14 protein-coding genes are annotated in these 24570 nt (G+C 69.6%); 11 read left to right on the top strand and 3 right to left on the bottom strand.

Features of this window, described 5'->3' with window-relative positions; genetic code table 11:
* Nucleotides 1-345: 345 nt before the first annotated feature.
* The 3 genes from ACTWOL_RS04295 to ACTWOL_RS04285 form a co-directional block, all read right to left on the bottom strand.
* Nucleotides 346-1425 carry an NUDIX domain-containing protein gene (locus ACTWOL_RS04295; protein WP_474294469.1) on the bottom strand — a complete coding sequence of 360 codons (1080 nt, stop codon included), beginning with the start codon at nt 1423-1425 and terminating at the stop codon, nt 346-348.
* Between the two features lie 260 nt (nt 1426-1685).
* On the bottom strand, nt 1686-2279 hold the full coding sequence (locus ACTWOL_RS04290) for an NUDIX domain-containing protein (RefSeq protein WP_474294467.1): 594 nt from the start codon (nt 2277-2279) through the stop codon (nt 1686-1688).
* Between the two features lie 92 nt (nt 2280-2371).
* Entirely contained in the window at nt 2372-3793 is a 1422-nt protein-coding gene (locus ACTWOL_RS04285; RefSeq protein WP_474294465.1) for a hypothetical protein, read from the bottom strand.
* A 289-nt stretch (nt 3794-4082) separates the two neighbouring features.
* Between ACTWOL_RS04285 and ACTWOL_RS04280 the strand changes: the two genes are divergently transcribed.
* The 11 genes from ACTWOL_RS04280 (at nt 4083) to ACTWOL_RS04230 (ending at nt 24558) form a co-directional block, all read left to right on the top strand.
* The gene (locus tag ACTWOL_RS04280; RefSeq protein ID WP_474294463.1) at nt 4083-6077 is read left to right on the top strand and encodes a carbamoyltransferase C-terminal domain-containing protein; all 1995 of its coding nucleotides are present in this window, start codon (nt 4083-4085) and stop codon (nt 6075-6077) included.
* A gap of 1 nt (nt 6078) precedes the next feature.
* The gene (locus ACTWOL_RS04275; protein ID WP_474294462.1) at nt 6079-7266 is read left to right on the top strand and encodes a cytochrome P450; all 1188 of its coding nucleotides are present in this window, start codon (nt 6079-6081) and stop codon (nt 7264-7266) included.
* Nucleotides 7267-7298: 32 nt separating this feature from the next.
* The gene (locus tag ACTWOL_RS04270) at nt 7299-10388 is read left to right on the top strand and encodes an amino acid adenylation domain-containing protein (RefSeq protein WP_474294460.1); all 3090 of its coding nucleotides are present in this window, start codon (nt 7299-7301) and stop codon (nt 10386-10388) included.
* Nucleotides 10388-11632, top strand: a complete 1245-nt coding sequence (locus tag ACTWOL_RS04265; RefSeq protein WP_474294459.1) for a M20 family metallo-hydrolase — start codon at nt 10388-10390, stop codon at nt 11630-11632. The genes ACTWOL_RS04270 and ACTWOL_RS04265 overlap by 1 nt, the downstream gene beginning before the upstream one ends.
* Nucleotides 11629-12585 (top strand): TauD/TfdA family dioxygenase, encoded by a 957-nt coding sequence (locus ACTWOL_RS04260; protein WP_474294457.1) that lies wholly within the window; start codon nt 11629-11631, stop codon nt 12583-12585. The genes ACTWOL_RS04265 and ACTWOL_RS04260 overlap by 4 nt, the downstream gene beginning before the upstream one ends.
* Entirely contained in the window at nt 12578-15154 is a 2577-nt protein-coding gene (locus ACTWOL_RS04255; protein WP_474294455.1) for an FkbM family methyltransferase, read from the top strand. The genes ACTWOL_RS04260 and ACTWOL_RS04255 overlap by 8 nt, the downstream gene beginning before the upstream one ends.
* A complete protein-coding gene (locus ACTWOL_RS04250) occupies nt 15151-16800 on the top strand; it encodes a condensation domain-containing protein (RefSeq protein ID WP_474294453.1) in 1650 nt (549 codons plus the stop codon). The genes ACTWOL_RS04255 and ACTWOL_RS04250 overlap by 4 nt, the downstream gene beginning before the upstream one ends.
* 14 nt (nt 16801-16814) lie before the next feature.
* Nucleotides 16815-17630, top strand: a complete 816-nt coding sequence (locus tag ACTWOL_RS04245) for a hypothetical protein (protein WP_474294451.1) — start codon at nt 16815-16817, stop codon at nt 17628-17630.
* A 92-nt stretch (nt 17631-17722) separates the two neighbouring features.
* Nucleotides 17723-18976 (top strand): condensation domain-containing protein, encoded by a 1254-nt coding sequence (locus tag ACTWOL_RS04240; RefSeq protein ID WP_474294449.1) that lies wholly within the window; start codon nt 17723-17725, stop codon nt 18974-18976.
* Between the two features lie 10 nt (nt 18977-18986).
* Nucleotides 18987-19250: an acyl carrier protein gene (locus ACTWOL_RS04235; RefSeq protein ID WP_474294447.1), complete on the top strand. Its 264-nt coding sequence runs from the start codon at nt 18987-18989 to the stop codon at nt 19248-19250.
* Nucleotides 19243-24558 carry a condensation domain-containing protein gene (locus ACTWOL_RS04230; protein ID WP_474294446.1) on the top strand — a complete coding sequence of 1772 codons (5316 nt, stop codon included), beginning with the start codon at nt 19243-19245 and terminating at the stop codon, nt 24556-24558. Before ACTWOL_RS04235 ends, ACTWOL_RS04230 begins: the two co-directional genes overlap by 8 nt.
* Nucleotides 24559-24570 lie beyond the last annotated feature (12 nt).

Raw genomic sequence — 24570 nt, 5'->3', positions numbered from 1 at the left:
TCCTTGGGCCGTGCCGAAAGTCCGCGTGCAGCGGAACCATCGGGGCCCACACACTCGCTGTCTGCCTCCGGGGACTCTCGGTGCCCGGCGCTTCGGCGACACCGACAGGGCTCCGTGCTGCGACGATCCGAGAATCATCAGCTTCACCCCTGGGCCGCAGCGCAGCAGGTGAGGCAGCACGCCTCCACGCAGGTGACGTTCCTTCATCCAACCACAACGAGCGCCGACAGATCGCGACTTGAACCGAATCGCTCTCAACCCACCCGAAAGGCGGACCACATGATGTTGCGCCTCCACCCTGACGGCCAGCAGCCCCGACAACTCCAATCCCGACAACTGACTTGCCTAATGAAGGTCCCGGAAGTCACCGTGCGTGGGCACCACGTCCGGGGCGGGCAGGCCGGCGGCCTTCTCGGCGGTGGTGCGGATGAACTCCTCGTCCCCGGCCGCGAGGTGAGACCGGGCGCCGTTCAGGTGCCGCTCCAGCTTCCCCAGGGGCAGGGTGCTGGCTGCCGGGCGCGGTGGGGCGCTGGTGTGGATGGCGGCTGCGAGCTGCCCGATGCGGTGGAAGATGTGGCGCTGCTGCTCGGGCGCGTACGTGGCGCCGCACAGGGATCGGCCCCCCACGGCGGTGAGCACGACGGCCCGCAACTGCGCGTCAGCGGCTACCAGGCGAGGCGCCGCCGGACCGATGCCTAGCACCCAGACGCGGAGCGCGGCCACTTCACGCTGGTGGAAGCGGTCGTTCTGGTGGATCTTGACGTACCAGGTGCCGCCCTCGGCGCCGTGCGCCCGCCATACGCGGCTTTCCTCACGTGCCCAGGACACGTCCGTCCAGGTCGTGATCCGGCCGATCGCCTGCTCGGCGAACTCCCGCACCTCCCGCCCAGGACGCGGCTCACCGCAGCCCGGGGCGGGCACGAGGCAGAGCCGGTCGGTAGCCGGGTCGTGCCCGAACGGATCGTCCGGCTCCTGGAAGTGCAGCGCCACGGGAACACCCGCCTGGTACGCCTGCAGCCCCGCGCGGCAGTAGGCGACCATCGGCTCCGGCAGCGCGTGGAGAAACCAGTCCACGGCGTCGCACACCTCGGGCTCCCTGACGTCCGGAGTCCCGGCCCAGCGGCGGACCTCGAAGAAGAACCCGACCCGCGCGCTCCCGGCCGGCGCCCGGTGGTGCACGGTGACTGCGGCCCGTACGTCGTCCGGATCCACCACCAGGCCCGTCTCCTCGTACGCCTCGCGCACGAGCGCGGTGACGACGTCCTCGAAGGGACCGTCGACGTGGCCCGAGGGGAAGTGCCAGTGCCCCGCGGCGTAGACGGTGCCGGCCCGCCGCGACAGCAGCACCTCCGGCCCCTCCTTCCCCTCGCGGACCGCGATCAGATGCACGTCCACCGGCACCATGTGCCGCCCGCCGCCGCTCACCGGGCACCTCCCGTCCGGCGGGCGAGCAGCACGTCGAACACCCCGTCCTCAACGAGCCCGTCCTCCAGTCAATGAGTTCCCTCTCGTGGACGTGACGGTCGTGTCGTCGTGCTCAACGACGCCGCACCGAGTTCGAACACCTGCGCTTTCGGACGGGTTGGACACCCCGGAGTTGTGCGGATTTTCGAAGGTGTGTGCTGCAACGACCCCTGCTGCGCAAGAGCACACGCCCAGTGGCTGGTTGGCCGAAACGCCGACGCTCAGGCAGAGGCGTTAGCAAAGTGGGCCTTTTTGACCCGAGGCTCAGGGCTTGGGCTAGAAGCGGCGCGCTGCGCGGTCAGCAAGACCGCTGCGAGGGTGCCGGCTTCGGTGATCCGACCGTCGCCGCACATCGCTACCGCATCCTCCAATGCGACCCAGCACAGCTCCATGTCGGCCTCACTTGCGTCCCGATGGTGTTCACCGATGCTCAAGTGCCGTGCAAGGAAGAGGTGCTCACGCGTGCGCGCGCCAGCAGGCATCCGCCACATCGTCATCAGCGGTTCGACCTCGGCGGCACGGATGCCCGCTTCCTCGGCCAATTCCCGGCGTGCAGCCGCCCGCGGATCCTCGCCGGGCTCGCATCCGCCACCGGGGCACATCAGCAGCCGCTGACCGCACACGTAGACGTTCTCTTCCACCAGAGCGATCCGGCCTCGGTCGTCGAGAGCTACAACGCGCACGCCGTCGACCGACTCGGTGTACTCGTAGGTCCCCAGACTCTGGTCTGTGCGCCTGACCGAATCGCGGCGCACCACCACCCGGACTCCGGCGTACTGAACGGTCGACGAGACCGTAGTCCAGCCGCTGATCATGCGTATTCCTCCAGGTGACGGTGCTGAACCAGCAGATGCGTTGACTGGTATAGGTTCTGACGTAGTGACGCGTCACTATCGGTGGGTGGCGCCTAGCGCAGACGAAGGCGCTGGCAGTGGCCGTGAATGTCGTGAACGATCGTGCGGGCCCGTGGGTATGCGGCGCTGTGCCCGTCCAGCACGAAGGCAAGATCGCGTAGCAACATCACGCTTCGGGTGGATGCAACGGTCGGCAGTCGGGTGAGGGCAGTCTCGGCTGCATCGACGGCGGCATCGAGGTTGCCGAGCTGGGCCTGAGCCAGGCTGTAGAGGGCTCCGTGACGTAGGGCGGAGCGTTGATGATCGCCACCCAGCGGCGTCTGCGCCCGAGCCTGTAAGAGCTTGGATGCCCGGGGCAACACGATCAACGGGTCAGCGGTGCGTTTGGCTGCCAGAATGACCAGGCCGCGTCCAGCGATGGCGTCGAGTTCGGTCCGATCGGCGTAGCCGGCCCAGGAAGAGGCTTCGCCTTGACGAGCCGATTGTTCGAAAAAACGGTTGCTGTCGTCAATCGACGCTTCGAAGGCGTCCGATTCGCGGGCGCTGGCGTGGGCGATTCCTTTGCGAGCCGCAACGAGGGCTCGCACGCTCGGCGCGGCGTGCGCGGCTGCCTCGGTGGCCGTCGCGGCGAGTTGGACGGCATCGGCGGCCTGTCCGTAGTCAGCCGCTTGACCTGACATGCGAGCGAGAATGCTTGCGACGAGGGCGTGATCGCCTGCGGCATGGGCGGCTCGCAAGGCCATGAGGTAGAGGCGCTGGGAAATGCCAGCAGCGAGTTCGTCATGATGCATGGAGGCCAGGGTCTGGCAGACCTGGGCAAGAGATCGGGCCAGGTGTGCCCCGGCTTCGGGGGAGTAGTCGCCTTCTTGGAGCAGCTTCACGATGATCGGGACGGACATGCTGATGGTCTGCCTGGCTGAGCTTCCTTCCCTGTCGTCAGCAGCCTGCGCGGAGGAGACCAGGCTGTCCACGATCCGCAGTGCGGATGGCGGGACCGCGGTGGTCGGCTTGCGGGGGGCGATGAGACGGGGAACCGGGGCGGCGAGGGATTGCCAGGCCAGCGCTGTCAGGACTGTTCCCGTGGCGGCCAGCACTACACGGCGGGCGGACACCGTGTCCAGTTCCTTCAGCAGCTTGTGCAGGCCAGTGATGTCCCAGGGTTGATCGAGCCCTTCGTGTGCGCGGATCACCTCGGTGACGGTAGTCGGGCCGCGATGCACCCAGACGTCATCGAATGTGAGATCCCTACCCAACGCAGTCGATAACGCTCGGACGACGAGAGCCGGCACGGGGCCGCTCGGGACGTGCCCACGCAGCCACTTGTACGGGGTAGTGCGGTGGATCACGCGGCGGCTGCCGGCCTGGCGGAGTAGCCGGTTCACGCGGTCGGCGAGAACACCGACGTTGTCCCAGCCGGTCTCGGCTATCAGATGTCCGAGCCGGTGATTGGGTGAGAGCTCTTTTGACCGAGCCATGGGGCAGCCCTTCAACACGATGGTGCATCAGAGAGTGACGGAGAATGTACACCGCGTTGCTAATTGTCCTGGGGCGGTTCCGGGAAGTGGCTCGATCGTCCCGGCCCTAAGTGGCCGCTGGGGAGAGGCTGCAGCGGGTTGCACAGGTTGCACAGCATCCAGCTCTAGCGGCTATGCATACACGCCCATCACTCTCAAATAGCTCTCGCAGCAGGCAAAGTGACGACTACTCATGTCTCTCTTCCACCGGTGGACTCCTGCTGCTCTCCGCCTGTCCAAGAGGAGCCTCATGACCGTCATTGTCGGCTTGAACATGAGCCACGACAGCGCCGCGGCGCTCATCGTGGACGGACAAGTTCGCGGGGCCTTAGCCCTGGAGCGCATCACGGGTGTGAAGCGCGGCGTCGTCGCCCACCACGCCTACCCCGCCGCTATGGCCCGCCTCATCGACGCTGTCCTCGCTGACCAGGACCTTGGCCGACTGGACGTCGATCACTGGATCGCGACCTCCACCGAGACCCGCAGCCAGGGCGAGGAGAACGGGCTGCTGGAAAGCCTTGGGCTGCTCACGGACCCGGCATCTGCGCTCGCACTGCCCCACCCCGGGCACCACCTCGCCCATGCCAGCGCCGCGTTCTACTGCAGCACCGCAGACCGTCCGGCTGCCGCGCTCGTCATCGACGCCTACGGTTCACGTATCGGCCAGAATGCCCGCGAGCAGGAGAGCGCGTTCCTCTTCCAGCCGACGGGCGAGCCCCGGATGCTGTGGCGAACGGTGCGACCCTCCAGCAGGATCGCCGGACGCCGCCGAGACGGTGACCTGTGGATCCCGACCGATCTGTCCGGCATCGGAGAGGTCTACCGGGCTGTCACACTCGCTCTCGGCTTTGCCGAGCCTGGGTCCACCTACGACGACGCCGGCAAGACGATGGGACTGGCCAGCTACGGCAAGCCCTTGTCGAAAGAGCCGCTTTTCATCCACACCGACGGAGACCAGATCCGGTTTGACGGGGCCGCCGCCCACCTCGCCGAGCTCGGCTTCGCCACCCGCACCACCGACGGCTACCTGCTTCGCCCCTCACAGAGCGGGGGCGGGTTCGACCACCAGCACTTCGACCTGGCCGCTCAGCTCCAGCGGGAGTTCGAGGCCGCATGTCTGGCGATGGCCGCCCGGACGATGCAGGAAGCAGGCACCCGCCGCCTTGTACTGGCCGGCGGCTGCTTCCTCAACAGTGCCCTGAACACACGCATCGCCGCGGAGCTGCAGCCTGATGATCTGTTCGTGTTCCCCGCTGCGACTGACGATGGCAACGCCGTCGGCGCTGCCCTTTACGCCGACCGAGTCCTACTCGGCCGCGCCGCCCCCGCACTCGCCTCGCGAATGACCCACGTCTACCTCGGACCATCTCAGGTCACCGACCAGCAGGACACCATCCAGGCCCTCGCACAGAAGACCGGCCTGGATCCGGTGACCCACGCCGACGAGCGCGGCGCTGCCGAAGCAGCGGCCGCCGCCGTCGCACGCGGAGAGATCGTCGGCTGGTTCCAGGACCGCGCAGAACTCGGCCCGCGAGCCCTGGGAGCCCGCTCGATCCTGTGTCACCCGGGGATCGCAGGGATGAAGGATCGTCTGAATGCCCGCGTGAAGTTCCGCGAAGGCTTCCGGCCGTTCGCTGCCTCGGTCCTCCAGGAGCGGGCAACGGCGTGGTTCGTCCTGCCGTGCCAAGACAGCCCGTTCATGCTTCTGGTCTGCCCCGTTCGGCCGGACAATGCGCCGCAGGTGCGGGAGATCACCCACGTTGACGGCACCTGCCGCCTGCAGACCGTGGCCGCTGACTTGCCCGGCGGTTTCCGGCTGCTCATCACGGAGTTCGAGCGGCTCACCGGGATCCCGCTGGTGCTGAACACCAGCTTCAACGTCCGGGGCAAGCCGATCGTCGAGGACCCCGCGGAGGCGATCGACTGCCTCTTCGGCAGTCAGCTCGACCGGCTGTTCATCGGCACGATCGAGATCCCCGCCCCCGATCGCCTCGATCTGCGACCAGTCCGTACGCCGGGCGCCAGCACCACCGGTCTCGACCCGGACGAAGCGCTCCTGCTCGACCTGGCCACTGGCGAGCGCACGCTTCGGGATGCCGCCGAGCACCTCGGCTGTCAGCCGGACCGGGCGGTCACGTTGGCGCTCGACCTGCGCCGGCGGGCGCTGCTGGACTGGGACGTCATCCCCGCCTACACGGCCCCGGAACTGCCGATGGCGCAGTACGACCCCCATCACGGGGGCTGACGTGCCCGGTATCGACCTCGCCGACCCGGACATGTTCGCCACCACCGGAGGTCTGGAGGAACTGCGGGAATTGCAGCGCAGCTGCCCGGTCTACTGGAACTCCGGGGCTGGTACGGGGTTCTGGGCGCTGACGCGGTATGTCGACGTCGTCGAGTTGTACCGAAGCCGGCGGCAGGTCTCCAGCCAGTACGGCATCCACGTCGGACAGCTGCACGAGGCCGACCAGCCGGCCCGCGGCCGGATGCTCGTGCAGTCCGACCGCCGCGCACACAGCCGGATGAAGGCCGGGCTCAGCCGGGCCATGACGCCCCAAGCCCTCTCCTTCGTCGAGGAGCCGCTGGCGGAGACGGCGCGCACGGTGGTCGACGAGGTATTCCATGCCGGGAAGGTCGATTTCGCTACGGCCGTGGCCACACGGATGACCCTGACCTTGACCGGTCTGATCCTCGGGATCCCCGCCGCCGACCGCGAGCAAGTCTCCCAGTGGACCGCTGCGGCCTTCGGCTCCAGCTCCGGCCCGCTTTCCGCGCCCGAACCGAGCCAGCAGGACGTGGCCGAAGCCAACACTGAGCTGTTCCTCTACTTCCAGCAGCTCCTGCACCGTCCTGGCGCGGGCGAGGGAGTACTTGCCCGGCTGCGCGCCGACAGACAGGAGGATCTCGGCCTGGAGCAGATCCTCTACAACGCGCACCTGCTGCTCGCCGGCGGGCACGAGACGACACGGCAGGCGCTGGTGGGCGCGGCCAGCACCTTCATCGCGGCGCCCGAGCAGTGGCAGCGACTGCGCACCGACCGGCAACTGTTACCGGGCGCGGTGGAGGAGATCCTGCGCCTCAGCGCGCCCAGCCTGAACGTGATGCGGACAGCAACCGAGGACCTCACCATCGGAGGCACCCCGATCCGAGCCGGGGAGCGCATCACGGCATGGCACCCGATCGCCAACCGCGACCCCAGCGTCTTTCCCGTCCCTGACCAGGTCGACATTGGGCGCCAGCCCAACGACCACCTGTCGTTCGGGATGGGCTCACACCACTGCCTCGGGGCCTGGCTTGCGCGGCTGACCCTCACCTGCCTGCTCGACGCGATGGTGCAGCGCGTGACCCAGCTCGCCCCGGCCGGAGACGGGCGACGGTCCCGTTCTCTGCGCACCTGGGGCTACGACTACCTGCCCGTCACCCTGCTCAGCTGACCGGCCTTCACACCCTGCCGAAAGAGAGCACCATGACCACCTCCGCAACGTCATCGGCCCCGGCCGGGGCCTTGGATGCGGACGAGCTGACGCTGCTACGCGTAGGTGTCCGCGCCGGGGCCGCCGTCGTCCACCTCCAGCTTTCCTTCGTCCCCGACCGCGGACGCCTCGAAGCCGCCTACCATGCTGCTGCCACGGATCTGCCCGGGCTGCGCAAGGCGCTGACCCTGTGGGAGACCACGCCTGTGTGGCGGTTCCCGGACGAGCCGCCGCCCCTGACCGTCCACGACCTCGGCGATGCACCCGCAGAATCCCTGACGAAGACCGTCGGCGCGCTGGCCACGGCCTGGGGGAGCGAGGTCACCCAGCTGGATCCCGATCCCGAGACACTGTCGCCGGCCGTACGCCTCGGGCTGATCACCGGCCCCGGTTCCGCCGCTCTCCTGCTGGTCCACAACCCGGCCGCACTGACCCTGGAGCAGCAGACTCAGGCGCTGGCCACGGTCCTGCACCGCTATCACCAGCAGGCCGCCGCCGTATCCCACCAGAACGCAACCGATCTGACGCTGCCGTCCGCGGTGCCGCCTGTGGCAGTAGCGGAGGTGCAGGACGGGGCGCAGCAGCCCCGGTTCTGGATCACAGAGCCCATGGACTCGGCCAGCGACACAGTCGAATGCTCGCCGGGTGGCCCCGTAAAGGTCCGGGTGCCGGTCGGCACCGGCCACTCGCTGGAGTCCTTGATCAATGCGCATCTCGCGGCGGTGCGTACCGCCACTGGCCGCCCGGCCCCGAACATCTCCGTCCAACTGAGCAGCCGCCAGCGCCTGATCGTAACCAGCGCCCCCGTGCCGCCGACCGAGAGCACCGGCCGCCTCGACGACGATCAGGCCGGTGCTGGCCGCGCCCTGCTGGCCGCGACATCCTCGGCCACCCTCTACGAGATCGCTCGGAAGCTCGGCATGGTGGACGTCCTGGACACCCAGGTCCTCGTCGACGAACACGGGCCCGCCGCCGACCTGGCCGACCCCGAAACCAGCGAGCTCATCCCGCTGGGAGGCACCGCGCTCGGACCGGCCACCACCCATCCAGCGGACGCAACGGTGCTGCTGCACCTGATCCACTGCCCCAGCACCGGAACCACCAAGCTGCAGTTGATCTCCACGCGCCTGAGCCCGGCACAGATGCGGGCACTGGGCGAGGTCCACCAAACCGCCCTGGCACTGCCGCCCCGCTCCGCTGAGCCGCGTGTCCTGACGCGGCCGCACGAGAACCTGACGATGGCCACCTGGCAGGGGCCGCAGCGTAGCTGGGACCTGCAGACTCCGCTGCACCAGCTCTTGCAGGAGCAGTCACGCCGCACGCCCGGCCACGTCGCCGTCCAGGACCCGGACCAGCAGCTGACGTTCCGCGACCTGGACGAACGCGCTGCCCGAGTCGCGGCCCGGCTCGCCCGGCTCGGCATCGGCCCCGGGGCGATCGTCGCAGTCCGCGCGCGCCGGAACGCGGACCTGCTGGTGGCCTTCGTCGCGGTCATGAAGGCCGGCGCGGCCTACCTCCCGCTGGACCCGCTCGCGCCAGAGAGCCGGACCGTGCACATGCTGCATGACGCGAAGGTCACCCTGGTGCTCAGCGACGCCACCTACGCCGCCAGCACCCCGGAAGGCCCGTGGACGGCCTCGGAAATCCGGGACCTGGCCAGTGGCGACACTGATCCCGGCGGCCCAACGGAGCTTCCGGAAGTCACCGGTGACGACCTGGCCTACGTCATCTACACCTCCGGGTCCACCGGTTTGCCCAAGGGCGTCGAGGTGCCACACCGCGGTCTGGTGAACTACCTGCACTGGTGCGTGGAGCAGTACATCGGCGAGCGCACCGGCGGCGGCGCAGTGTTCTCCAGCGTTGCCTACGACATGGTCGTCCCGAACCTGTACGCGCCACTGCTCGCCGGGCAGCGCGTTCTGATGATCCCGGAGAGAGCCGACCTCTTCCAGATCACCGAGGCGCTGGCGAAGAACGCTCCGTTCGCATTCTTGAAACTGACCCCCGGACAGCTCGACGCGCTGGCCGAGCTCCTCACCGCGGACCAGGCCAAGGAACTGACCGGCATGCTGGCGGTGGGTGCCGACGCGTTCACGACCCGCACCCTGGCGCACTGGCGAGACCGGGAACCGACACGGCACGCACGGATCTTGAACGAATACGGGCCAACGGAAGCATCCGTCGGCAACAGCGTCCACACGATCGACGACACCGTCGATCTCGGCGTGGAGCTCGTCCCCATCGGCCGCCCGATCGCCAACACCACCATGTACGTCCTCGACGAGGACCAGCAGCCGGTGCCCGTCGGTGTGCCCGGGGAGCTGTACATCGGCGGCGCCTGCGTGGTCCGCGGCTACCGCGGCCGGCCAGAGCTGACCGCCGAGAGATTCCTGGCCGACCCCTTCGCCGCCGACCCGGCTGCCCGGATGTACCGCACCGGCGACATCGGCCGCTGGCAGCCCGGCGGGAGCATCGAGTTCCTGGGGCGCCGGGACCAGCAGGTCAAGATCCGCGGATACCGCGTTGAACCCGCCGAGGTCGAGGCCGCGCTGACCAGCCACCCGCAGGTCATCGAGGCCGTCGTCACGGCAGTCGGAAGCCGCCGCGAACTTTTGGCCCTGGCCGGCTACTACGTCGCCACCATGCCGATCGATAGCGGCCAGATGCGCCAGCACCTGGCCACGCGGCTGCCCGACCACCTGGTCCCCACCCACCTGATCGCCATCCCTGCTGTCCCGCTCAACGCCAATGGCAAGGTCGACCGCTCCGCGCTCCCGGCGCCCGGAAACGCCAGGCGCCACGCCACCGGACATGCCGCCGTGGACAACGCCATCGGCCGGCAGGTGACCGATGCCCTGGGCCTGAGGCCGGACGTCGACGCCGCGAGCGAGTTGCCCAACACGCTGTCCTGGACGACCGGTGCCGCTCTCGTGCTCGCCCGCACCCTCTGCCTGCCCCCAAGGGTCGCTCTGAATGCCGTCGACCGGTCTCCGAGTCTGGGGGAGCTGTGCGTTCACACAGCCGAGGCCCACCAGCTCCACCACGCGGCCGCGCCGACAGAACCGGAAGGAGAGGTGAACTGATGCCTGCCCAGCCCGTAAACCGAGATCGGCTCCTGCGCCGCCTCACGGAGCTCGCCCAGATCGGCCGGTCCGAGAACGGCGGTGTGACCCGCCCCGGCTTCAGCCCGGCGGACCTCGAAGCACGCCGCTACATGGTCCGCGAAGCAGAGAACTCCGATCTCCCCACCGCCGTGGATGCCGCCGGGAATCTGTGGCTCGGGCCGCGCCCACACCCCGGCACGACCACGCTGGTTCTGGGCTCGCACCTGGACACCGTCGTCGACGCTGGTCCGCTGGACGGGGTCTACGGGGTGGTCTCCGCCCTGGAAGCCGTCGAGAACCTCACCCCTCTCGACCTCGCGCACCCGGTCACCGCGGTCGCCTTCGCCAACGAGGAAGGGGCGCTACACCCACAGCCGTTCTGGGGATCGCTGGCCGCCAGCGGACAGTTGCCCACACCCGCCGCAGCGCCCACCGCCTACGACGGCACCATCCTGCGGGACGCGCTCACCCGGGCCGGCGGCAACCTCGACGCCATCGATCAGGCCCGCCTGGACCCGCATCAGCTCCTGGCCTACATCGAACTGCACATCGAGCAGGGCCCGGTCCTGGAACGAGAGCGCATCCCCATCGGCATCGTCGACGCCATCGTGGGACGTGTCCAACTGGAAGTCGAACTCATGGGCGCGGCCGCCCACGCCGGTACCACCCCGATGCCCGGCCGCTCCGATGCGCTCGCCGCCGCAGCGGAGATCGTCCTTGCTGTCGAACACCTGCCCGCCGCCGACTGGTGCCAGGTGGCCACCATTGGCCGACTCGAGGCCGCGCCCAACTCGCCGAACACCATCGCGGGCCTCGTGCACCTGACCGTCGACGTGCGCGACGCCGATGAAGGGCAGCTGCACAGGGCGGCCGGCGAGGCCGTGCGCCGAATCGAGAGCATCGCGCAGCGCCGCACGGTGAAGGCCTCGTGTACCCGAGCCGCATCTTCGAAGCCGGTACTCACCGACGCGGCCCTGCGCCGGTCGATCGCCGCGGCGGCCGCCCGGCGCGCGGTGCCGACGCTGCCCCTCACCAGCGGAGCCGGGCACGACACTCAGATGATGGCGGCCATCACCCCTGCCGCGATGATCTTCGTGCCCAGCATCGGTGGCGTCAGCCATGTCCCGCACGAGGACACCAGCCCCGCTGACCTGGTCTTGGGCGCACAGATGCTCCAGGACACCGCGCTCGCGCTCACCTCACACCCGGGGAGCCTTGCATGACCATCCCGCGCACTCTCACCGCACCGACCTCCGTCCCGCTCGCCACCTGGACCGGCCAGCACGCGGATCAGGTAGAGCGGGCGCTCGCCGCCACCGGCGCGGTCCTGCTGCGCGGGTTCACCGTGAGCGGCCCGCAGGAGTTCAGGCACGCCGTCCGCCCCTTCCTCGGCGACCTTCTGCCCTACGTCCACGGCGCTTCCCCGCGCACGCCCGTCACCGACGGCGTCTACACCAGCACCGAATGGGACAGCACGCAGGACATTCCGCCGCACCACGAGCTCGCCTACAGCCCGTTGTGGCCGGCCCGGATCGCGTTCTACTGCGCGCAGCCGCCAGCCCTCGGCCGGGGCGGACAGACCCCGCTCGTCGACGGCCGCACGGTCTTCGCCCGCGTCACCGCCGCCGCGGGCGAGATACCCGACCAGGTCACCTACATCCGGCACCAGACATGCGCAGACAGGCCGGGCATCAGCTGGAGGCAGTCGTTCGGCACCGACGACAAGAACGAGGTCAGCCGCTACTGCACCGAGCACGGCATCGACCACGCCTGGCTGCCCGACGACACCCTGCGCACCGCCCAGAGCCTGCCGACCGCGATCCGCCACCCGGTCACCGGCGAGCCGGTGTGGTTCAACCAGCTGCACCTGTGGCATGCCTCCCACGGCGGTCCCGACCGCGAGGCGCTGTGGCGGGACCTGTTCGGCGAGCAGATGCCGATGCACGCGCGCACCGGCGTCGGCGCGGAGATCCCCACCGAACTGCTCACGTTGACCCGCACCGTCCTGCGTGAGGAGGCCCACCAGTTCGACTGGCAGCTCGGCGATGTCCTGCTGCTGGACAACATGCTGACCGCCCACGGCCGCCGAGCCTTCCAGGGCGAGCGCACCATCCTGGTCGCGATGGGCGGGCCGGTCGCCGCCGCCGATGTCAAGGCGGTGACGTTCCATGACTGACCGACCCCCCGCCGACCTGATCGCCGCGCTGCAGACCGTCGCCCGCGCTCAGCCCGAGGCCTCCGCGCTGTGGCTGCCCGGCGACCGACTGACCTACGGCCAGATGACCGACCGCATCCGCGAGCACGCCGATGCCCTTCGCTGGCAGGGCTTGACCCCAGGTGCTCTGGTCGGCGTGGACGTCTCACGGTCCGTGCTCGCGCTCCTGGATCTGCTGGCCGTCATGGCCTGCGGGTGTGCCTACCTTCCGCTCGACCCCGCGCACGACCCGGAGCAGATCACCGGCCGGGCCAAGCCTCACTTCCTCCTCCGTGACGCCACCCTTGTCCCGTTCGCGCCTGACGAGGCCCCGGTCACCGACGGCATCGCCTACGTCATGCCGACATCCGGCACTGCCGCGGCCTCGAAACTGGTGGAAGTTCCGCACCAAGCGGTCCTGCACAACCTCGCGGCCCTGAACCAGCTCACCGAGATCACCCCCGAGGACCACTGCCTGCTCCTGGCCCCCCTCAGCTTCTCCTCCTCGGTCCGGCAACTGTTCCTGCCCCTGCTCCACGGCGCCAGCGTCGTCGTCGCCGACGAGACACAGCGCCAGGACCCCGACGCCCTGCTCGAGCTCATCGCCACCGACCAGGTCACCAGCCTCGACACCGTCCCCTCCCTTCTGACACTGCTGGCCGACACCCAGGCGCCGGACATGCTCGCCGCCACCGGCCTGAGCCGGATCATGGCCGCTAGCGAACCCATCCCCGCCGCCCTTGCCCGGCGCTGGACCACGCTGCTGCCCGAGTCGCGATTCTTCGCGATGTACGGGCTGACCGAGACAGCCGGCATCGTCGCCGCCCATCTGGTGACCACGTCGGCCCTCCCGGGAGACGGCTACCTTCCGATCGGCGACCCGCTGTCCGGTACCCACGTCGCGCTCCACCCGCAGCAGGAGGATCCCGGCGACGGACGAAGCGAGGTGCTGGCCGTGTCGGGCCCCGGCCTGGCCCGCGGCTACCGCTATCAGCAGGGCGAACAGGACACCCGGTTCGTGACTTGGGAGGGCCGCCGCTGGCATCTCACCGGCGACCTCGCTCGCGTTGACGAGGCCGGCCGCATCGTCCTGACCGGCCGCGCCGACCGCCAGGTCAAGGTGTCCGGGAAACTAGTCGACCTGAACGCGGTCGAGACAGCTCTGCGTACCCACCCGGCCGTCCAGGAAGCCGTCGTCGTCCCGCTCACCGCCCCTGACCAGGACCCGCGCATTCACGCCGCCGTCCAGCTGCGTCCCGGACACCTGATCGACGACAGCGCCCACCCGCTGCGCGACCTCGACGCGCAACTGCGCGTCCTCGAGGCCAACCCGCCCGAAACCACTCACATGTACGAGGAGATCTACCGGCACCGCGTGTACGAGCGGCACGGCATCGGCGTACCCAGCGACGCCACGGTCATCGATGCCGGGGCCAACATCGGGTTGTTCTCCCTGTCCGTGGCCCAGCGTGCCGCCCGGGTCCTCGCCTTCGAACCGTGCCCGCCCACCTACCAGTTGTCCGCCGCGAACCTGCAGCTGAACGCGGCCGCCACCGTGCAGCTCCTCGAAGCTGCCCTCGGCAGCCGCACCGGGACCGCCGAGATCACCTGGTACCCGGGGGCAACCGGGCTGTCCACCCTCCACCCCGACCCCGTCGCCGAGGCCGACACCTTGCACGCCATCGCCCGCCGCGAAATCGAGACGGGCGCGGTGGACGACGCCGAAGCCTGGCGCGAGCAAGCCGCCGACATCATCGAGGGGAAGCTGCGCGGTCACCTGTTCCCCTGCCGGGTCCTGCGTCTGTCCGACGTGCTCGACACGGCCGGGGTGACCGACGTCGACCTGCTGAAGATCGACGTGCAGAAGGCCGAGGCCGACGTCCTCGCCGGCATCGACGAGCGCCACTGGCCGCGCATCCACCAGATCGTCGCCGAGGTCCACGACATCGACGGCCGGCTCGCCGACCTCGTACACCAGCTCCACACCCGCGGCTTCCACACGGCCACCGAAGCCGACCCCATGTCACAAGGCGCCGGCCTGCACTACCTGTACGCCCGGCGCCCCGGCTACACCAGAGGCCCCGCCTCACCGGCCGCCGCCCCGGGCGCGGTCCGAGAGACCGTCCTCCTCGACGAGCGCGACCTGCTCGCCTGGGTGGACAGCCGCCTGCCGCACACCCATCGCCCGGCCGCCGTCACCGGGCTGGCCCGAATGCCGCGCACCCCCAGCGGAAAGCCCGACCGCCGGGCGGTGGCCCGCCTGCTCGCCGCCTCTCCAGCTTCCGGACATAGCGCAGCCGGCCGCCACAACGCCGACGACCCGCAGGTCCAGAGGGTTGCCGCCCTGTGGTCCGAGATCCTCGGCCGCCCGGTTGCCCCGGGGCAGCACTTCTTCCTCAGCGGCGGCACCTCCCTGTCCGCGGCCCGTGTCGTCAGCCGGCTGCGCCGCAACGGGCACCCGCAGCTGAGCGTGCGCACCCTGTTCGACCACCCCGTCCTCGACGCGTTCTGCGCCGCGCTCACCCGTTCCCAGGAGGACACCGCCCCATGACGGCCCCAGCCACCAACCCGCCCCATGCCAGGAGCCGCCCGCTCACCGCCGGCCAGCAAGGCATGCTGATGCAGACCGCCGCAAGCGGACCGGTCGCCCTCAACGTGCCGACCGCCGTCCACCTGACCGGAGCCCTCGACGTACCCGCTCTCCGGCGGGCCCTGGACTGCATCGCCGAGCGGCACGACGTGCTGCGCACCACCTTTCCCGCCACCGAGCCGTCATCGCTCGCACCGGACCGGCAGTCCGCACAGCTGGTCCACCCGGCGAGCCCGGTGCCGCTACCCGTGGTCGACCTCCAGCCTGTCCCCGCCGCCGAGAGGCCGGCTGCGGCCCGCAGCATCATCGAAGCCGAGGCCGTACGCCCCTTCGACGTCGCCAGCGAGCCCGGGTTCAAAGTCATGCTCCTGCGCCTGAGCGCTGACGAGCACATGCTGTTCTGGCTGATGAGCCACCTGGTGTGCGACGGCTGGTCGAAATCCGTCTTCGCCAGGGAACTGTCCGCCCTCTACACCGCCCACACCACCGGCGCCACCGCGGACATCCCGAAACTGTCCGTGGACTTCGGCGACTACGTCACCGAGACCCGAAACCGGCCGCGCATCGCCACGGATCTGGCGTACTGGCGCGAGCAGCTGCGCAGCGTCGCAGACCAGCCCCCGTTACTGGCGGCCGAGGAGACCGACGATCCGCCGGGCAGCGCCCGAGAGATCCAGATCCCGTCCGTCGGCGTGTCCCGCAGTCAGCTACTCGAGCTCGCCCAACGCACCAGCTCCACCGAGTTCATCGTGCTGCACGCGGCCTTCGCCGCTGCCATGGGCACCGCGCTGGGCCGTCAGGACCTGATCGTCAACACGCCGCGAGGCGACCGTCCCACAGCCGACTTCGAGAACCTCATCGGGTTCTTCGTCAACGTCCTGCCGATTCGCAGCCGCATCGACCCCACCACCACCTTCACCAACCTGATCAAGAAGGTCCGCGAAGAGGTCATCGACGCGCTCGACCACGCAGACGCCCCCATCACCGAAATTGCCGCTCAACTCGCAGCCGACCACGCCGGACGCATCGGTCCGCTGACCCACCTCTCCTTCGCCTACGACAATCTCCCCGCCGCCGACCTCAGCCTCCACACCCTCAGCGCGGCGCCCTGGCCCATCGACCGCGCCGACACCAGGTACCCGTTCGAGCTGCACCTGTGGCCCAGCGACCAGATGATCGCGTGCCGGGCCACTTACCGAGCCGATCAGCTCACCGCCGCCACCGCACACCATCTCCTCGACCATTTCCAGGCCGTCCTCACCGCGCTGCTCAGTGAACCGGACGCCCCCCTCAACCAGCTTCCGAGCTCTGCCCTCCACGACAGCCGGCAGCCCGCCAGCCAGGTGACATCGGACGAGCTCACCCCAACCGAGCAGCGCCTGGCGGGGGTGTGGACCGAACTGCTGGGCACCGACGACATCAGCGCCGACAGCCACTTCTTCAACATCGGTGGTAGCTCCCTGCTCGCGGCGCTCCTGGTCGCAGCCATCAGGGAGACCTTCACCGCGCAGATCCACCCTCGCGATCTCTACCAGGCACCCACCCTGCGAACCCTCGCGGCCCTCATCGACGACCACACCGCGCCGGCGATGCCGGTCCAGCGCTGACGAAAGGGAACACCGTGACCACCACCGGACAGACCACCACCGCCCACCCCCGCCTGGCTCGTTACCTGGACGGCTACCAGCGGGTCATCGGCGCAGACATCCCCGCCGGTGCCGCCGAGCTCCTCCCCGCTCTGGACCGCCTGAGCATGCACGACGACCCGTTCCCGTTCGCCACCGTCGACGACTTCCTGCGCGAGGACCTCTACCGCAGCGTCCTGGCGAACTGGCCCTCGCAGTCCGGCTTCGACCCGGTCGCCCGCTTCGTGGAAGGTCAGCCCAAGGCCTACCTCGGCAACCGCAAGGAGCGCATCATCGAGAACTTCGCGGGCAGTGACGCGCCGATGGCCACCGAGACGTGGAACCGGACCCGCCTGGCGTTCCGCCACCCCGAATTCGTCCGGTCGCTGTTCGCGCGATTCGCGGGCCCTCTGGAGGAACACCTGGGCCTGGAGGCGCTCCAGGACCGGGACCAGCCCAACTTCAAGCTCTACGCCAACCAGGACACCGGCGCCACCGAGGCGCTCGGCGCGCACCTGGACGCCGCACCGAAGCTCCTGACGATCGTGGTCTACCTCCAGCTCGAGGGCGACACCGACGAGACCAGCGTCAACCGCTACGGGACCGCACTGTACGAGTGCCGCGCCGGGGACCACGACTTCCTGAACTTCAGCTCCAACGCCGCGCACCGCACGGCCCACCAGGTGCAGTTCGCTCCGAACCGGGCGTTCATCATGCCCAACTCGCCCGTCTCGCTCCACGGTGTCGCCGGCAGCCGGGACAGCGTCCTGCGCAAGACCCTGATGACCGGCTACTGGGCCAACAAGCAGTGATCCCGTCGGCGGCCCTTGGGGGGTGCTGCTCACGGCCCCCGGCATCTGCCGGTGCCATCCACCGGCCTACCAGCGCGGGATCGAGGATCCAGGTGACACAGCCACGCACACTGTCAGCTCCGCAGGAAGCCATTCTCGAAGCCGGCATCAGCAATCCAGACCCCGCCGCCTACACCATGGTCAACGCGATCATCGTCGACGGTGTCCCAGCGAAGGCGCTGCGGCAAGCCGCGACTGATACCGCCGCTCGGCACGACGCCCTGCACTGGATCCTCAACCTCGACGACCGCTACCGCATCAGCGCCAGCGCCGGGCTGGGCCCGGCCCTGGTACCCGTCGAAGAGACAGACCTGCGCTCTCTCGATCCTGCCGACGCCATCGCGACGGTCGAAGACTGGATGGCCACCCAGCGGGCCGCCGCCTACGACCTCTGGGGCAGCGGCCCCCGCATCCGCTTCGCCCTCTTCCACCTCCCTGAGACCATCGCCGGCCCCAACACGGTCTGCGCACTGACGACGCACCACCTGTACACCGACGAGCACGCACTCCAACTGCTGTGGACCGAGATCGTGCGCCGTGCCAGTACCCCGCCGATCTCGGCGCCCACCAGCCCCGACCTGCGCTACAGCAGATGGGCTGAGGCCAGCACCAGCGCCGCGGCGGCTACCAGCGCGCGCACGGCCGCTGAAGCCGTCGCGCAGCGCTGCCAAGCGCACGAAACCCGCCCCTACCCCGAGTACCTCGAACGGCCACCGACCCCAAACGGCTATGGCCAACAAGTGCGCGCCCTCGGCCCAGTCGACACCGCCGATGTGTCCGCGCGTCTGAGCGTCGGCCCGGCCGCGGTCTACGTCGCAGCCGTCACCCAGGCCGTGGCCGAGCAAACCGGGCACGGACGCATCGTGCTGCACATGCCGATGAGCCTGCGACGGACAGCCGCAGAGGCCGGCATCGTCGGCTGCTTCATCGCCTCCGCCCCCCTGCCCATTCATGTCGAACCCACCGGCGACCGCCTCGTTCAGCACTGCCAACAGGCACTCGACTTCGCCTCCCGACACGCCCACGCCAGACCGGGACTGCTCAGCCGCTCCGTCGGACGGCCGCAGATCTCCCTGGCCATCGAACAACCAGCCACCACCCGCCGACTGGGCCCGGGCACCTGGAGCAGCTTCGCCACACCGAACGCCGGGCCGAAACACCCGCTGAGCCTGCAACTGTCCGCCTCGGCCACCGACGCAGGACGACTGCGGGCGTCCTGGACACCCGCCACCCTCACCCAAAAACAGGCCAGTGAACTGCTGGAACGCACCACCGACCACCTGAACCGCCTGACCGCGAAGGGATGAGAGCACGCCCATGGACCGGACCGACCCGCGGCAAGACCTGCCCGCAGACGACCGCGCGTGGCTGCTGGACGCCTGCGCGGCCATCACCGACCAACCCATCGACGCAGACGCCAACCTGTTCGAACAGGGCCTGACCAGCCTCGGCATGGTCAGGCTCTCCGGCGCGATCCAGCGCCGTCACGGCTTGCGCCTGGGCGCCGTCGACCTCCACGACCACCCCACCGTCACGCAACTGTCCGCGCTGATCGCGGGCCGGAAGGAATCCGGTGTCTGAGCTCGCGGTACATCCGGCACAGATGTTCCTGCTCGCGGCCCGGCGGCTTGGCCATCCGACGGCGAACTCGGGCCGGATCTTCCGCCTGGACGGGCCCCTCGACCAGGACCGGCTTGCTGAGGCGTACCGCGCTGCCGTCCAAGAACATGACGCGTTACGACTGCATCTGTCCGACCGAGACACATGGCAGACCGGCGCTCAGGCCCGGATCGACGTACGGCTCATCGACCAGCGGCGGAGCGGACAACCTGTCGAGCCAACGATGGAGGCCATCCTCGACGACTTCCACCAAGAACTCGGGCGCCGCTACGACCTTGCTCACGGCCTGATCGGCCACATCACGGTGCACCGCGTCGCCGAACGCACGTGGGTGGTCACCGAGATCATCGACCATGCCTTCGCGGACGGCCGCTCCATGAAGCTGCTGTTCAACACCGTCGCCGCGATCTACCGAGGCGACCAGCACGACCGCCCCGGTTCCTTCGCCCAGGCCCTCGCCGACCAGGCTCCCGACGAAGCGGCCGACCTCTACTGGCGCCGCCGGTACACAGACTTCACCGCTGCGCCGCAGGCCCGGCTCGTGCCCGATCCGGAGCCGGTGCGGACCGTACCCAGGCTCCGTCTGCATCTGGCACCTGCTCAGGCTGCCGCACTCGCCCGCGCCGCCCGAGCATCGCGCGCCACGGTACCCGCTGTCCTGCTGGCGGCCCACGCCCACACCACGGCCCGCCTCCAGGGAACCGGCGACCTGAGCATCCACGTGGCCGTCGACACCCGCACCGACGAGCACCTCGACACCGTCGGCCAGTTCGCTCACGTGCTCCCGCTCCGGTTAACCATGCCCTGGAACTCCCGACTGCCGGAATACATCAGGATGACGCACCGCGCCATCCTGGAGGCACACGACCACGTCATGGTGACCCCCGACCAGTTGCACGATGCCGGAGCCCCCACTCTGGCCGCACCCGGAGCCACCGCGTTCGTGATGCAGGCAGTCGCCCCACCCGGTGACCCCTCCTTGCCCGGCATCACCCTCTCCCCAATCACGGCTGACAGCACGCCCCAAGGCGCGGCGCTCAGCACCGTCGTGCGCACTCTGGACGACGGCTCCACAACCGTCGAACTGACCGGCCGCGCCACCGACCCGCTCGCCGCCGGCCCCGACCGGTGGGCCAGCACCTTCCACCAGTTCCTCCACACACTCGCCGAAGAGCCGGACACCCCGCTCTGCTCCGACCAACTGCTCAACCCGACAGACCGCACCAGCATCCAGGCCCTGGCCACCCCGGCACCCGGCTACACCGGTCCGCCGCTACACGAAGCCGCTGTCCAGCAACTGAGCCAGACCGACCGGACCGTCATCCTGGACACGGACACCGCCTGCACCGGCCCGCAACTGCTCAGTCTGGCCACCGCCACCGCCGAGGCGCTGCAGCACGCGGGCGCGCGCAAGGGAAGCGAGGTCCTCGTCAGCGGACTCCGCCTCACCGACCGAGCAGCGGCCTGGCTTGCCTGCCTACAACTGGGCTGCACCTACATCCCCTACGACGGCGACACGCCCCCCGACCGGCCCGCCGCACTGCGCCTGGACCCCGACGGCGTCCACCCCGCATGCCTTCCTCCCACCGCAGACCAGGACGGCCTGCAGGACCCGCCCGCCTACGTGATCCACACCTCCGGATCCACCGGACGCCCGAAGGGCGTGGCCGTCGGCCTGGCCGCCCTCACCAACCTCATCCACGGAGAACAGGACCGGTTCGGCCTCGACGCCACCAGCCGCGTGCTGCTGGTCGCCCCGCCAACTGTCGACCCCTGGATCTGCCACGTGACCACGGCGCTGGTCCTGGGAGCGACCCTCATCCAGGGCAACCCCATCGGAACCACGACGCTGACCGAACAGTTGCGGCACCACCGCATCACCCACGCCTTTCTCCCGGCCGGCCTACTCCGAAGCCTCGATGCCGACGCGCACCTGCCCGACCTGAGGATGATCGCCTCCGCAGGGGACGGCTGCCGCAGCACCGACCTCGACCGATTCGCCCCCGCCTGCACCTTCAATATCTACGGGCCCACCGAAGCGACCGTCACCGCAACCGTCCATGAGTCCACCCCCGGAGCCGGCGACCCCGTGCCCATCGGCCGGCCCATCCGCGGTCTGGCCGCCCGAATCGTCATCGACCGGGCAGCCACCGCCCCTCCCGGAACCCCCGGCGAACTGGCGCTGACCGGCATCGGCCTCGCCGAGGGCTACCTGGACCAGCCCGACCTGACCACCGAGTCCTTTCACCCACTGCCGGATACCGCTGGCCACTGGTACTTCACCGGCGACCACGCCATGCACACGCCCGCCGGGCTGGTCCACCTCGGCCGTACCGACCGTCAGGTCAAACTCCGCGGCCACCGAGTGGAGCTGGACGCCCTTGAGGGCCAGGCCACCCACACCGGCCTATGCACAGCCGCGCGTGCCCTGACGCACCGCCACGACGACGCCGTGCGGCTGCTGCTCTTCGTGGAGGGCTGCCCCGACACCCAACAACTGACCAACCGGCTTCGGCAGACGCTGCCACCGACCCACTGGCCCCACCAGGTACACAATGTCGACCGGATCCCCACCCGCCCCACCGGGAAGCCCGACGACGACACGCTCGTTGGCCTCGCCACCCAGCCGACGCTTTCGTCCGCCCGAGTCGGCGCCGAGGACACAGTGCTCGGCAAACTCTGGCGTGAACTGCTGAGCAGCACGCCGACCTCGGACAGCCATTTCTTCCATGACGGAGGAGATTCCCTCACCGTCTTGCACCTGCTGACCCGACTGCGCCAGGCCGGATTCCAGCTCACCCCCGCCGACGTGTATGAGGCCCCCTACTACCGCGACCTCGAGCGCAGGCTCACCCGCGACCGCACCCAGAGCAGAGTCCGGCACGCGAATACGCGGTCTCCACTCACCCCTACCGGCCGGTGGATGCACCAGCTGAAGATCCCCGCCTGGCGGCGGTGGACCCTGCGCCACAGCGTCGCCTTCGACCGCATGCCCCCGACAGCGCAGCTCGCCTCCGCAATGGAACACCTCGTCGAGAGCACTCCGGCGCTGCGCTACCGCGCCGACCGGTGCGAGCAGTTCCTCACCGTGGTGCCGCCATACCGGCCGTTCGTCGCCGCCGTCACAGAGCGCGCCCCCGAGCTGGACCTGCGACAGACGCTGGCCAGGGCTCAGCGCACTGTGGACCCGGTCACCGGACGCATGCTCGCCGCGGTCGCCGTCCAGCGGGTCAACGGGGCGGGACGCCTCGTCCTGTTCGGGCACCACCTTGCCGTCGACCCCTGGTCCTGGGCCGTGATCGGCCGACGGCTGGCCCTCGCCCTGAACGGTGCCAGCCTTTCCAAGGACCACGCCTACCAGGAACTCGCCGAGCTGACCGAGCAGCAGACCGCAGCCGGTCACTTCGACGCAGAGACCGGGCTATGGCGCGCGGTACTGGCCGGAGGGCTCACCGCGCCCCAGACCCCGCTCGTCTCGCGGCTGCGGGAGACCAGCCTCACGATGCCGCCCTTGAGCGAGCTCACCCGGCGCTGGCAACACAGCCCTGCCGCGTATCTCCTCGCCGCGACCGGGCAGGCGCTGGGCCGCCACAACGGCGGCCAGCCCACCGTCATCGACCTAGAACGCAACGGGCGCAGCCATCCAGATCTGGATCTAAGCGACGCCGTCGGCTGGTTCGGACTCCATCATCCCGTCCTCACGCCTTACGTGCCCATGACCGAGGCGATCGAGCACTTGACCTTGGAGCTTGCCGATGTCCCGGATCAGGGTGCCGGCTACGGCGCCCTGCGCTGGAGCGGCCGGGCTAGCCTCGGATCAGCGGTCGGTCACATCGCCGTCGACATCCAGGACGCCGGCGCAGCGCCGGACGCACTGGAGCGCCGCATCCAGGCGCTGGCCCCCGCCAACCCGGCGCTGCTCACCCCGTACCTGCTCGCGCTGACCTTCCGTGCTGGCGCGGATGGCACGACCGCAACGCTGAGACACGGCGACACCACCTCCCCTCAACAGGCTGCCAGCATCCTCGAGGTCATCAGCGCGGCGCTCAGCACGCCAGATGCCCCGAGGCCTACGCGCCCGACCACGCGGCAGCAGCGATCGCTGCGAGCCCCTACCGGCGCCATGCAGCAGATGATGATCCACTTCGGCGCCTGCGACCCGAAGGCGGGGATCTACCTCCCACGACAGCTGCTCCACCTCGCTGTACCTGCCAGCGAGCGGGAGCGATTCCTCCAGCGGCTCGAACACTGGCTGGATAGTCTGGACGCCCTCCACCGCCGGTTCCACACCGAGCCCAGCACCGGCAGGCTCACCCAACGATGGCTATCGAGCACAGGGCCGCATCTGCAGATCGAACCTGGCGATGTGAAGGATGCCCGCGCGTGGATGGCGGCGCCCGCTCACCTCGACGTTCAGCGAGCCGGCCACGGCGCGCCTCTCGCCGCGCTGACCGCCTTCACCGGTGGCGATGGCCTGCTCCTGGGCGTGGAGACTCATCACGCGCTGATGGACGGACATAGCAACCGACGCTTCCTCCACCAACTCGCACTGCTGGTCGACGGTAGCCCCATCCCGCCCAGTCCGACTGCTGCCACCGTCCTCCGGCATCTGGGTCGCGAGACAGCCGCCGGCGCGGCCGCGCACCGACTCCCGCCGCTCGCCTGGACTCCGAAACCGCCTGACGAACACCGCCTCGTGGTAGCCGCGGAGACCATACGTGCATGCCGCGCCCGTGCCGCAGCGCAGGGCACCAACCTGCGGGCCTGCCTGGCCGCACTGACCGGACAGGCCGTCGCCGCCGAGGAGAACACGACGCTCTACCTCGTCGCCAACGGGCGAGACCCCCGTATCGCCCACGCCGACGACGCCTGGGGCATGTTCTGGTACTTCGCTCCCGTCCCGGTCCTACCCGACGACAGCCCTGCACGCCTCCAGCGACGGATCTACGCCAGCGAGGCGGCCCCGCTCGCTGACATTCACACAGCCGCCTCGACCTGGCAGCAGTGGGAGCACGGCTCTGCGGTCTCTTTCAACTTCACCGCCGCGCGTACCGCAGGCAGCGGAAACAGGATGACAGTCCTGCAGTCCCGCGACCGATTTCACTTGCCCCGGCAGATCACCGCGGTCCTCCGCGACGACGACCAGATAGACCTGACGCTGTGCACCCTCGACGGCTCATCCTCTGCCCCCTTGCTCCAGCACGCACGGGAGAGCCTGCGGCAATACGCGACCGGGGAACCCGAGCCTGCCCGCAGCCGCTGCATGTAGCCGTGGGTTGGC

This window comes from Micromonospora sp. IBHARD003 (genome assembly GCF_056106285.1).
The sequence above is the reverse complement of the archived record's forward strand: the minus strand, read 5'-3'. Positions and strand labels throughout refer to the sequence as shown.